General features: G+C 68.0%; 9 protein-coding genes and 2 pseudogenes. 4 read left to right on the top strand and 7 right to left on the bottom strand.

Features of this window, described 5'->3' with window-relative positions; translation table 11 throughout:
* Positions 1–73: 73 nt before the first annotated feature.
* The 4 genes from C6A87_RS09200 to fabG are packed head-to-tail and all read right to left on the bottom strand — an operon-like array spanning position 74 to position 3,908.
* On the bottom strand, positions 74–742 hold the full coding sequence (locus tag C6A87_RS09200; RefSeq protein WP_311116951.1) for a GntR family transcriptional regulator: 669 nt from the start codon (positions 740–742) through the stop codon (positions 74–76).
* Between the two features lie 3 nt (positions 743–745).
* Positions 746–1,939 carry an acyl-CoA dehydrogenase family protein gene (locus C6A87_RS09195; protein WP_311116950.1) on the bottom strand — a complete coding sequence of 398 codons (1,194 nt, stop codon included), beginning with the start codon at positions 1,937–1,939 and terminating at the stop codon, positions 746–748.
* Positions 1,936–3,150: an acetyl-CoA C-acetyltransferase gene (locus tag C6A87_RS09190; protein ID WP_311116949.1), complete on the bottom strand. Its 1,215-nt coding sequence runs from the start codon at positions 3,148–3,150 to the stop codon at positions 1,936–1,938. The genes C6A87_RS09195 and C6A87_RS09190 overlap by 4 nt, the downstream gene beginning before the upstream one ends.
* Positions 3,150–3,908 carry a 3-oxoacyl-ACP reductase FabG gene (gene fabG, locus C6A87_RS09185; RefSeq protein ID WP_311116948.1) on the bottom strand — a complete coding sequence of 253 codons (759 nt, stop codon included), beginning with the start codon at positions 3,906–3,908 and terminating at the stop codon, positions 3,150–3,152. Before fabG ends, C6A87_RS09190 begins: the two co-directional genes overlap by 1 nt.
* Before the next feature lie 119 nt (positions 3,909–4,027).
* Between fabG and C6A87_RS09180 the strand changes: the two are divergent.
* Both C6A87_RS09180 and C6A87_RS09175 read left to right on the top strand, forming a co-directional pair.
* Positions 4,028–5,199: pseudogene (locus tag C6A87_RS09180) on the top strand (acyl-CoA dehydrogenase family protein).
* Positions 5,196–6,017 carry a mycofactocin-coupled SDR family oxidoreductase gene (locus C6A87_RS09175; protein WP_311116947.1) on the top strand — a complete coding sequence of 274 codons (822 nt, stop codon included), beginning with the start codon at positions 5,196–5,198 and terminating at the stop codon, positions 6,015–6,017. Before C6A87_RS09180 ends, C6A87_RS09175 begins: the two are co-directional and overlap by 4 nt.
* On the opposite strand, the gene C6A87_RS09170 is transcribed toward C6A87_RS09175, so the two are convergent.
* The 3 genes from C6A87_RS09170 to C6A87_RS09160 all read right to left on the bottom strand — a co-directional run bounded on the left by C6A87_RS09170 (position 5,988) and on the right by C6A87_RS09160 (position 8,776).
* Positions 5,988–6,896: an alpha/beta fold hydrolase gene (locus C6A87_RS09170; protein WP_311116946.1), complete on the bottom strand. Its 909-nt coding sequence runs from the start codon at positions 6,894–6,896 to the stop codon at positions 5,988–5,990. The genes C6A87_RS09175 and C6A87_RS09170 overlap by 30 nt on opposite strands.
* Positions 6,893–8,233 carry an NAD(P)-binding domain-containing protein gene (locus C6A87_RS09165; RefSeq protein ID WP_311116945.1) on the bottom strand — a complete coding sequence of 447 codons (1,341 nt, stop codon included), beginning with the start codon at positions 8,231–8,233 and terminating at the stop codon, positions 6,893–6,895. Before C6A87_RS09165 ends, C6A87_RS09170 begins: the two co-directional genes overlap by 4 nt.
* 90 nt (positions 8,234–8,323) lie before the next feature.
* Positions 8,324–8,776, bottom strand: a complete 453-nt coding sequence (locus tag C6A87_RS09160; protein WP_311116944.1) for a MaoC family dehydratase — start codon at positions 8,774–8,776, stop codon at positions 8,324–8,326.
* Between the two features lie 604 nt (positions 8,777–9,380).
* On the opposite strand from C6A87_RS09160, the gene C6A87_RS09155 reads away from it, so the two are divergent.
* Positions 9,381–10,130, top strand: coding sequence for a hypothetical protein (locus C6A87_RS09155; protein ID WP_311116943.1), 750 nt, complete (start codon positions 9,381–9,383; stop codon positions 10,128–10,130).
* A pseudogene (locus tag C6A87_RS09150) lies at positions 10,127–12,302 on the top strand (Rv1355c family protein). The gene C6A87_RS09155 and the pseudogene C6A87_RS09150 overlap by 4 nt, the downstream one beginning before the upstream one ends.
* Positions 12,303–12,308 lie beyond the last annotated feature (6 nt).

The following is a 12,308-nucleotide window of genomic DNA, read 5'->3' as shown; positions in this document are numbered from 1 at the left end:
TCCCTCTGTCGCGAGCAGACACAAACTCGCACGGTTCAGCGCAAAAGCGTGCGAATTTGTGTCTGCTCGCGGATCATCCGATCACGCCCCGACCGGCAAGATGGTCGATCAGGGGTCCGGCAGCGGCGCACAGGTGCTCCGACATCGCATCGCGGGCGGCGTCACCGTCGCGCTTGCGCAACGCGTCGAGAAGCACCCGGTGGTCGCGCATCGAATGCTCGGGCCAGCCTTCCACGGTGGGATAGACCGATTCCAGGGCGAACCGGGTGATCTGGCCCATCAGCTGTGCGAGCTTCGGTGAGCCGGCCGCGACGTTCACCCCGCGGTGGAAGGCGTGGTTGAGGCGTACCGCGGCTTCGTGGTCGTCGGCGTGGTACGCCGCTTCGAGCTGGCCCTGCACCCGCTCGAGCTCCGCGAGCTGTTCGTCGGTGATGAGTTCGGCGGCGCGGCTGGCCAAGACGCCGCCGATGTGCGCCTGCACATCGGCGACGTCGGCGATGTCACGCTTGGTGATCGGCAGCACGACGAATCCCCGGCGCGGCTGCTGGGCCAGCAGACCCTCGGCACGCAACCCGAACAGCGCCTCCCGCACCGGGGTGACGCTGATACCCAGTTCGGCGGCCAGCTGTTCGAGCCGGATGTAGCTGCCCGCCGGATAGGTGCCTTCGAAGATGCGCCGCCGCACGAACCGCGCCACATCCTCGGCCAGCTGTGGCCGGGCCGCGAACTCGGGGATGCTCACTGGTCAGACCCGGTAGTCGGCCAGCAGCCGCTTACTGATGATGTTCTTCTGGATCTCGCTGGTGCCCTCGCCGATCAGCAGGAACGGCGCATCGCGCATCAGGCGCTCGATCTCGTACTCCTTGGAATAGCCGTAGCCGCCGTGGATGCGGAAGCTCTGCTGGGTCACCTCGGCACACACCTCGCTGGCGAAGTACTTCGCCATGCCCGCGGCCACGTCGTTGCGCTCGCCGGAGTCCTTGAGGCGTGCGGCGTTGACCATCATCAGGTGGGCGGCCTCGACTTTGGTCGCCATCTCGGCCAGCTGAAACGCGATGGCCTGGTGCTCGGCGATGGGCTTGCCGAACGTGCTGCGCTGCTGGGCGTAGCGCACCGCCAACTCGAACGCCCGGATGCCGACGCCGCAGGCACGCGCAGAGACGTTGACCCGGCCGACCTCGACGCCGTCCATCATCTGGAAGAACCCCTGACCGGGCGCCTCACCGAGAATGTCGGTCGCCTGGGCGCGGTACCCGTCGAAGATCAGCTCGGTGGTGTCGATGCCCTTGTAGCCCAGCTTGTCGAGCTTGCCGGGGATGGTCAGCCCGGGCACGACTTCACCGAAGCCCGTTGGCTTCTCGATCAGGAACGCGGTCAGGTTGCGGTGCGGCTTGTCGGCGCCCTCGTCGGTGCGCACCAGCGTGGCGACCAGGGTGGAACTGCCGCCGTTGGTCAGCCACATCTTCTGTCCGTCGATGGTGTAGGTGCCGTCGCCGTTGTCCTTGGCCCTGGTGCGGATCGCCGCGACGTCACTGCCGAGTTCGGGCTCGGACATCGAGAACGCGCCGCGGGTCTCGCCGGTGGCCATCTTCGGCAGGTGGTAACTCTTCTGCGCGTCCGTGCCGTGCTGGCGGATCATGTACGCGACGATGAAGTGGGTGTTGATCACCCCCGACACGCTCATCCAGCCGCGCGCCAGTTCCTCCACGCACAGCGCGTAGGTCAGCAGCGACTCCCCCAGCCCGCCGTACTCCTCGGGGATCATCAGGCCGAACAGGCCCATGTCGCGCATGGCGTCGACGATCGCCTGCGGGTAGGTGTCGGAGTGCTCGAGTTCCTGTGCGGTGGGGATGACTTCCTTGTCGACGAATTGCCGCACCGTCGAGACGATCTCGGTCTGGAACTCGGTCAGCCCGAGTGTCTGGGCGAGTTTGGTCATTGCGCCACCCTTTCGAAGACGGCGGCCAGTCCCTGGCCGCCACCGATGCACATCGTCTCCAGGCCGTAGCGGCCGTCCCGGCGGTCCAGCTCCCGTGCCAGCGTCGCCAGCATCCGGCCGCCGGTGGCGCCCACCGGGTGTCCCAGTGAGATTCCCGATCCGTGCACGTTCGTCCGCTCCAGGTCGGCCGCGGTGAACTTCCATTCCCGCATGCAGGCCAGCGCCTGGGCGGCGAACGCCTCGTTGAGCTCGATCAGGTCCATCTCGGCCAGGGTGAGGCCGGCCTTCGCCAGCGCGGCCTCGGTGGCAGGCACGGGCCCGATGCCCATCACCTGGGGGGCGACGCCTGCGACGCCCCACGACACCATCCGCACCAGCGGCCGCAGTCCGAGCGCGGCGGCCTTCTCGCGCGTGGTGACCAGGCACATCGACGCGGCGTCGTTCTGGCCGCTGGAGTTCCCGGCCGTCACCGTGGCTTCCGGATCCGACTTGGCGAGAACGGGTTTGAGCTTGGCCAGCGACTCCACCGAGGTGTCGGCGCGCGGATGCTCGTCGGTGTCGATCACCTCGTCACCGGACCGGCTGGTGACCGTCACCGGGATGATCGTCTCGGCCAGCAGTCCGTCCTTCTGCGCGGTGACGGCCCGCCGGTGCGACTGCACGGCGAGTTCGTCCTGCTCTTCGCGGGGAATCCCGTACTCGCGACGCAGGTTTTCGGCGGTCTCCAGCATGCCTCCCGGCACCGGGTAGTTCTTACCGCCTGCGGTGGTGCGCCCGCGCGCCAGCGCATCGTGCACCGTGACGCCGCCCCTGGCGCCGCCCCACCGCATATCGGTCGAGTGGAACACCACGTTGCTCATCGACTCGGCACCGCCGGCCACCACGAGATCGTTGTTGCCGCTTGCCACCTGCATCACCGCCTGGATCACGGCCTGCAGCCCGGAGCCGCAGCGGCGGTCGATCTGCATGCCGGGCACCGTGACCGGCAGGCCCGCGTCCAGCGCGATGACCCGCCCGATCGCCGGTGCCTCCATGCTCGGGTAGCAGTGCCCGACGATCACGTCCTCGACGGCCTCGGGCGCCACCTCGGTGCGTGCGAGCAGGCCCTGCAGCGCCGCCGCCCCGAGCTCGACGGCGGTCAGTGACTTGAACATCCCGTTGTAGCGCCCGATCGGGGTGCGCACGGGTTCACAGATGACGACCTCACGCATCACAGATGCCGTCCGCCCGTGACCTCCAGGACGGTGCCGGTCATGTACGACGACAGCTTCGAGGCCAGGAACAGCGCCACGTCGGCGACCTCTTCCGGCTCGCCCGCGCGGCCCAGCGGCACCTCGGCCACCTTCGAGTCCCAGATGCGTTGCGGCATGGCCTCGGTCATTGCCGAGCGGATGAGCCCCGGCTGGATCGCGTTGACCCGCACCCCGAGGTAGGCGAGCTCCTTGGACGCGGCCTTGGTCATGCCGACGATGCCGGCCTTGGCCGCCGAGTAGTTGGTCTGGCCGACCATGCCGACCTTGCCCGAGATCGACGACATGTTCACGATCGCGCCGCTCTTCTGCTCCCGCATCACCGCGGCGGCGGCCCGCAGGCCGTTCCAGGTGCCCTTCAGGTGAACGGCGATCACCTGGTCGAACTGATCCTCGGTCATCTTGCGCATCGTCGCGTCGCGCGTGATGCCCGCGTTGTTGACCATGATGTCGAGCGCGCCGAAGCCGTCGACCGCGGCCGCGACCAGCGCGTCCACCTCGGCCGAATCGGTGACGTCACAACGGACGGCGCGGGCCACGTCCTGGCCGCCGAGTTTGTCGGCGGCGGCCCGGGTGGCGTCGATGTTCACGTCGCCGAGCACGACTCGCGCGCCCTGGTCGACGAACCGTTGCGCGATGGCGAAACCCAGCCCCTGCGCCCCGCCGGTGATCACCGCGATTTGACCTGTCAGCAACGACACCTGTTCACCCGTCCTCATGCACGTAGGGAGATCCGACCGGATCATTCAGCGCATCATATTTCATATACGATATTGGCCGATCGGGCCCCCACGCTTCGTGCGGCCCCGCCGCGAACCCCTTCCAGGAGCATCTGACGATGACCACATCCGAAGTCGGCGACGAGGACTTCCAGCAGATCCTGGCGCAGACGCGCCAGTTCGTCCGCACCGCGGTGGTACCGCGCGAGCAGGAGATCCTCACCGAGGACCGGGTGCCCGACGACCTGCGCGACACCGCGAAATCCATGGGACTGTTCGGCTATGCGATTCCCCAGGAGTGGGGCGGTCTGGGGCTGGACCTGAGCCAGGACGTCGAGCTCGCCATGGAACTCGGCTACACCTCGCTGGCCCTGCGGTCGATGTTCGGGACCAACAACGGCATCGCAGGCCAGGTCCTGGTGGGGTACGGCACCGATGAGCAGAAGGCGACGTGGCTGGAACGGATCGCCTCAGGTGAGGTCGTCGCGTCGTTCGCGCTCACCGAGCCGGGCGCCGGCTCCAACCCGTCGGGCCTGCGCACCAAGGCCGCGCGCTCCGGCGATGACTGGATCATCAACGGCGAGAAGCGATTCATCACCAACGCCCCGAATGCCGACCTGTTCGTCACGTTCGCCAGGAGCAGGCCGACGACAAGGGCGCCGGGATCGCGGTCTTCCTGGTGCCCGCCGACACGCCGGGCGTGACGGTCGGCGCCAAGGACAAGAAGATGGGCCAGGAAGGCGCCTGGACCGCCGACGTCAGCTTCACCGACGTGCGGGTGCCGAACACCGCGCTGGTCGGCGGCAGTGAGGACATCGGCTACCGCGCGGCGATGACGTCGCTGGCACGCGGTCGGGTGCACATCGCCGCACTGGCGGTGGGCACGGCGCAGCGGGCGCTCGACGAGTCCGTGGCCTACGCCGCGACCGCGACCCAGGGCGGCACCGCGATCGGCGAATTCCAGCTGGTGCAGGCGATGCTCGCCGACCAGCAGACCGGCGTGATGGCCGGCCGCGCGCTGGTGCGCGACACGGCACGGCTGTGGGTCACCGGCCAGGACCGCAGGCTCGCACCGTCGGCTGCCAAGCTGTTCTGCACCGAGATGGCAGGCAAGGTCGCCGATCTCGCGGTGCAGATCCACGGCGGCAGCGGCTACATGCGCGACGTGCCCGTCGAGCGGATCTACCGCGACGTGCGGCTGCTGCGGCTCTACGAGGGCACCAGCGAGATCCAGCGGCTGATCCTCGGCGGCGGACTCGTGAAAGCGGCACAGAAGGCGACCACCCGATGAGCGGCAGACTGGAGGGACGCGTCGCGTTCATCACCGGCGCGGCCCGCGGGCAGGGCCGCGCGCATGCCGTGCGGATGGCCCGAGAGGGCGCCGACATCATCGCCGTCGACATCGCCGGACCGTTACCGCCCTGCGTCCCTTACGATCACGCGACCCCCGAGGATCTGGCCGAGACCGTCGACCTCGTCGAGGCCACCGGGCGGCGCATCCTGGCGACCGCGGTCGACACCCGCGACGGCGAAGCCCTGCGGGCCGCCGTCGACAAGGGCGTCGCCGAACTGGGCCGGCTGGACGTGATCGTGGCCAACGCGGGCGTGACCGCACCGCAGGCGTGGGACCAGATCAGTGCCGACGACTTCCGCGACGTGATGGACGTCAACGTGACCGGCACCTGGAACACCGTGATGGCCGGCGCGCAGAAGATCATCGACGGCGGCCGGGGCGGATCGATCATCCTTATCAGCTCGGCGGCCGGGATCAAGTTGCAGCCGTTCATGATCCACTACACCGCCAGCAAGCACGCGGTGACCGGGATGGCCCGCGCGTTCGCCGCCGAACTGGGCAAGCACTCGATCCGGGTCAACAGCGTGCACCCGGGCCCGGTGCTCACCGACATGGGCACCGGGGACATGGTCTCCGCACTCGGCAAGGCGATGGAGACCAATCCCCAGCTGTCGAACATGATGACGCCGTTCCTGCCGACCTGGGCGGTCGAGCCGGAGGACATCGCCGACGCGGTGTGCTGGCTGGCCGGCGACGAGTCGAAATTCGTCACCGCGAGCGCGATCTCAGTCGACCAGGGCTCCACGCACTACTGAGAACGTCCTGGCCAGGAATGCGGCCTGGTCGCTGACGGTCTTGTCGAACCAGTCGCTGCCGGGCCAGACGTCGAAGTGGTCGCACGGGTAGTGGTGCACCTGCGCCCGGCCGGCTTCGGCCGTCGCGGCGACCGCCGATGCCGGGACGTACCGGTCGAAGTGGGCGATCTGCACCAGCAGCGGAGTGCGCAGCTTCTTGGCCGCCGCCGTGGTGCGCACCCCGACCACCTCGAGGCCGACGGCACAGTCGATCTCGTTGCGCCATGTCGGGCCGGCCATTGCGGTGTAACTGTCGTACGCGCCGTCGAGGGCCAGCGCGCCGGGCTCGCCGACCGGGGACACCAGCGGCATCAGGGTGGGCGCACCGCCCCGTCGCACGGCCAGTCGGCTCTTGACCCCGGTGAGGGTCCAGCGCAGCGATGTCACGAGATCCCGGGACGACGCGGCGGCGCGGCTGACCGCCAGGCCGCTCGTCAGCGGCGTCAACGCGATGACCGCGCCGATGTCGTCGCGTTCGGCGGCCACCCGGATCACGTGTCCGCCGGAGAACGACGCCCCCCACAGCGCGATGCGGGCGGGGTCCACCCCGTCGAGGGTCTTGGCCGCCTCGACGGCCGCGTGGTAGTCGTCGATCTGCCTCGCGATCGAAAGAGATTGGCGGGGAAAGCCTCCCGATGCACCGAAGCCGCGGTAGTCGAACGCGAGCACGTCGATGCCCGCCGCGGCGAAGTGCCGGGCGAACGGTTCGAGCCCGGAGTCCTTCGTGCCGCCGAACCCGTGCGCCATCACGATCACCGGTCGCAGGTCGCCACCGGCCGGGAAGTGCCATGCACTGCACGCGTCGGCCCCGCTGCGGAAGCTGATCTCGGATCGCGTCACCGGGCCACCGCCGCACCGCGCTGCGCGCGTTTCATGCCCGCCGGGATCTCCCGCTTGAGCAGATCGTGTTCGTAGACGAAGTAGTCGACCTGCTGGGTGTGCCGCGGCCGGTCGGTGCAGTGGCCCGCGTGCAACTGTTGATCGGCGTCGATGGTCTGCTCCATCTCGTGCACGGGCGGCAGCGCATAGCGCCCGACCGCGTAGGCCGCCAGCAGCCGGGCCTGACACTCGACGAACGGGAAAAGTGTGGGCACCGCCTGGGCGAACCCCATGAACACGAGGTTGTCGATGCCCGGCTTGAACATCCGCTTGTAGAGCCGGATGGCGTTGTCGGGCGCACTGACGAACTCGGGATCGAAGAACGGAAACGTGATGTTGTAGCCGGTCGCGTAGATGATGACGTCGAAGTCGGCACACGTGCCGTCGACGAAATGGACCGTGTGGCCGTCGAGGCGGGCGACGTTGGGCTTCGGGGTCACGTCGCCCGAGCCGAGCCGCAACGGCAGTTCCACCGACTGCGTCGGATGGGCCTCGAACAACTTGTGGTCGGCTGGGGGCAACCCGTACATCGTCGGGTCGGTGCCCAGCATCGGGGCCACCAACTGGACGGCCTTGCGCTGCCACGACAACGGCAGATGGGGCGAGGTGCGCCAGAACGTGTCCCCCGGGCGTCCGGCGATGTACTTGGGCACGATCCACGCCGAGGACCGGGTGGACAGCGTCACCTCGTTGCGCAGCGCTCTCGACGACAACTCGACGGTGATGTCGGCGGCACTGTTGCCGATGCCGACCACCAGGATCCGCTTGCCGGTGAGCTCCAGCGGCGTACCGGGGTCGATGTAGGAGTGCGAGTGGATCGTCTCGCCGGCGAACGAGCCGGGAAACTCGGCCAGGCGCGGATCCCAGTGATGGCCGTTGGCGACCACCAGCAGGTCGAAACTGCGCTCGGCCCCGGCCTGGTCCCGAATCCGCCAGCCACCGTCCCCGTCCGGCGCTGCGTGCACCACCCCGTTGCCGAACTCGATGTTCTCGAGCAGCCCGAACGCCTCCGCGTAGGCATCCAGATACGCCTTCACCTGGGTGTGGTGCGGGAACGACGGATAGTGCCCGGGCATCGGGAAGTCCTTGAAGGACAACCGGTCCTTGGAGGTGTCGATGTGCAGTGACCGGTAGGCGCTGCTGCGGCCGTTCGGATTTCCGAACGCCCAATTGCCGCCGATGCGGTCACTGGCCTCGAACGTCGTGTAGTCGACCCCGTAGTCCTTGAGCATCTTGCCTGCGGTCAATCCGCTGATCCCGGCACCGATCACCGCAACCCTGGGGTGTGTCTGGTCCACGTCGCTCCTCACGCCACCTGGCAATCTAGGAACGTTTTTGACGAACGTCAATGGTTCCTGACACCCGTCGGCGACGTGGACCCCCGGCTGTCAGCCGATGAATCGCACGATCGACTCGGCGACCGCGGCGGGCTTGTCCGCACCCTCGATCTCCACCGTCGTGCTGACAGTGGCCTGCACCGCGTTGTCGAGCTGGTTGACCGCGGTGATCTCCGCACGGGCGCGCAGCTTCGCCCCGACCCGGACCGGCGTGATGAAACGGACCTTGTTGTAGCCGTAGTTGATGGCCATCGCGACGTTGTCGACCGAGTAGAGCTGATGGGTGAAGTGCGGCAGTAGCGAGAGCGTCAGCAGCCCGTGGGCGATCGTGCCGCCGAAGGGGCCGGTGGCGGCCCGCTCGGGATCGACGTGGATCCACTGGTGGTCGTCGGTGGCGTCAGCGAACAAGTTGACCCGGTCCTGGGTGATCTCCAGCCATTCGGTTGGGCCGAGCTGGGTGCCCTCGGCAGCGACGAACTCGGCGAGATCCTTGAACTTCTTCAACGTTGTCTCCTTTGACCCGGGCGCCGGCGGCAACGACAAGCGGTTGCGCCGCATGCGAGTTTGCAGCATTCACAGTGCCACAACGGCACCGGCACATCTCGGACCGACCGATACCCACGACCGAGTCCGGGCCCCCCACGAGGTGGCGCGACCCATTGCACATTGTTCCGTCAGCAAATAATTTGCGTTTGCAATGTCATATTCTCGCCAACCCGGTGTCATCGGCCGGTAACTTACCGGGATTGCGCACCACCGCCCGCGGCGGCCCGCGTTCGACAGTTAGCTGCAGCGCCACCGGAAACTGACTGCCACGCAGATTGAACAGTTTGCACGTCGCCAGGTGTTCAGCAGCTTGGAATTGTCACGGTGACGGCAGTCGAGAGCGCCCGAATTTCTGTTGCCAACCGACCGTCACGGCTATCCGTAATCACGGGTTTTGATGTCCATAAATCGAAAAGGAGAAAATATTTGCCGCCTAGCTAGAAATGGAGTGACCGGCAGCGACATACTTAGTGTCGCCATATAACGAGTGGCACCGGATCAGATAGTTGGCAGCCGGTGTCATCGCTTTTCTGAGTTGCCAACACCCTCGAAAGGAATGACTGTGTCAATTGCTTCGATCGAATCCCTGCGTGCCCACGATTTCGAACTCGCGAGTAACCACAGCTGGTGGGACGCCGATGCGGAATGCACATTGGTGATGTCGCAGCCGGATCTCGATCCCGACCTGTGGATGCAGTATCTCAGAGGCGCCGAACGCAGTTACCGCAAGCACGGGGTCGAGATGGCTCTCGACGTCGACGAGATCAGCGACGGCCACGACACCGCGCTGTTCTGGGCGGCACTCGACGCGGCAGGACAGGTGATCGGCGGCGTCCGCGCCAAGGGCCCGCTCACCGGTGCCGACGACTCGCACGCGGTCGTCGAGTGGGACGGCCAGCCGGGGCTGGCCGCGGTGCGCAAGATGATCGACGACCGCGCGCCGTTCGGCATCCTCGAGATGAAGTCGGCATTCGTGACCGACGATCCGAGCCGCACCAAGGGGGTGACCCGCGCGCTGGCGCGTAGCGGTTTCCATGCGATGGCGGCGATGGACGTGCAGTTCTGCATGGCCACCTCGGCGCCGCACGTGCTCGACAAGTGGCGGTCCTCCGGCGGCGTGGTCGCGGCCATTCCGGCCACCCCGTACCCGGACCCGCGCTACCGCACCAAGATGATGTGGTGGGACCGCCGGGCGTTCATCCAGCACGCCGAGCCCGCCCAGGTGTCGAAGATCTTCAGCGAGATCATGGCGATGGAACGCTCGCGAGTCGTTGCCGGGCAAATTGACGAGCTGCGCGATAATGCCCTGTGAGCTTCGAGCACTCTCGTGCCTATCCAGATGACGCCGCCGGCGCTACCGTCCTCGATCCCGCCGATCCGGCCTACCGGGAAACCCTGCGCTCCCTGCGCGAGGACCCGGCCGTCACCTTCGTCGACCACAGCGCCGAACAGGCCAAGACGCTGGCCGGGCTACTGCCGGCACCGCCACCCGAGTTGACCGACGAGCCGCGGCGCTGGGCGTACTACCCGTGGCGGCGCACCGTCGTCGGCATCCTCGGTCCACGCGGCTACGCGCGGGTGCGCTCGGACCGCAACCGCAACCTGATCACCGCGCAGGAACAGGAGAGACTCGGCACGTTGCGCATCGGGGTGGTCGGCCTCAGCGTCGGGCACGCGGTGGCCCACACGTTGGCGATGCAGGGGATGTGCGGCGAGCTGCGCCTCGCCGACTTCGACGAACTGGAATTGTCGAATCTCAACCGTGTTCCGGCATCGGTGTTCGACATCGGCGAGAACAAGGCGCACATCGCCGCCCGCAGGATCGCCGAGGTCGACCCGTACATCACTGTGCACGTGGTGGATTCAGGCCTGACCCCGGACACGATCGCCGGGTTCCTCGACGGTCTCGACGTGGTGGTCGAGGAATGTGACTCGCTCGACGTCAAAGCGCTCGTCCGCGAAGAGGCGCGGCGACGCCGGCAGCCGGTGCTGATGGCCACCAGTGACCGCGGCCTGATCGACATCGAGAGATTCGACCTCCAACCGGACAGGCCGATCTTCCACGGACTGCTCGGCGACGTCGACGCCGCGATGCTCGCCGGTCTGGACAGCCGGGAGAAGATCCCGTACGTGTTGCGCCTGGTCGACGGGGCGAACCTGTCCGCGCGCGGTGCCGCGTCCCTCGTCGAGGTGGGACAGAGCCTGTCGACGTGGCCGCAACTGGTCGGCGACGTGCTCGTCGGCGCCGCGGCGGTCGCCGAGGCGATTCGCAGAATCGGCCTCGGCGAACCACTTTCGTCGGGGCGGGTGCGGATCGACACGGCGGCGGCGCTGGACGGGCTCACCGACCCGTTGCACCTGCCGTCGCCGCCCCGGTGGGAACCGGCTCCGCCGCAGTGGGAACCGGCTTCGCCGGGGGACGGCTCCGATGTCCGGGACGCGGTGCACGCGGTGGCCCTGGCCGCCAACCAGGCGCCGTCGGGCGGCAATGTGCAGCCCTGGCGCATCGAGACGGCCCGCAATGCCGTCACGATCCGACTGGACCCGCACTACCAGTCCACGATCGACGTCGGGCTGCGCGGCAGCGCGGTGGCCGTCGGGGCCGCGGCGTTCAACGCCCGGGTCGCCGCGGCCGCCCACCAGATGCTCGGTGCGGTGACCTTCCGGGAGGGCGACGGGCACGCACCGCTGACCACTGTGATCGAACTCACCGAGGGCGCCGACGACGAACTGGCCGCGCTGTATCCGGCGCTGTCCACCCGGGAGACCAACCGCCGACACGGCACGCCCTCGGCGGTGGACGCGCCGGTGGCGGACGCACTGCGGGCGGCGGCGCAACGGGAGGGTGCCCGGCTCAAACTGGTCGGTGACCGGGACGTGCTGACCGGGATCTCCGCGCTGTTGGCCGAGACCGACCGCATTCGCTATCTGACGCCGCGTCTGCACGCGGACATGGCCTCGGAGCTGCGCTGGGCGGGAGACGATTTGCCCGATTTCGGCATCGACGTGCGCAGCCTGGAGCTGGGCGCCGCCGAACTCGGCACGCTCGACATCCTGCGCCTGGCCCGATGTCATGGCGCTGCTCAACGCCTGGGACGCTGGGGCGGTGCTGGGCGCCGACACCCGTGCCCGCATCGCCGGCTGTTCCGCGCTTGCGATGGTGATGACCGACGATCCTTCGCTGACCGGTTACGCAAGGGGCGGTTCGGCAACCGAGGCCGTGTGGATCGCCGCGCAGCAGCACGGGCTGGCGGTGCAGCCGATCTCCCCCGTCTTCCTCTACGCCCATGGCCGCGACGAACTCGAAGAGCTCTCACCGCGTTTCGCGCCGCAGCTCGGCGATCTGCAATCACGGTTCCGGGACCTGACGGCCGAGGAACCGGGCGAGGTGATCGCGCTGATCCTGCGACTCACCGTCGCACCACCGGCCTCGGTGCGCAGTAGACGGCGTCCCGTCACTTTTGCTGACGCCCCCGTATTCTGACTTCAC

The organism is Mycobacterium sp. ITM-2016-00317, from assembly GCF_002968295.1.
Taxonomy (GTDB): domain Bacteria; phylum Actinomycetota; class Actinomycetes; order Mycobacteriales; family Mycobacteriaceae; genus Mycobacterium.
Note: the sequence above shows the minus strand (reverse complement) of the source record. Positions and strands in the feature narration are given on the sequence as shown.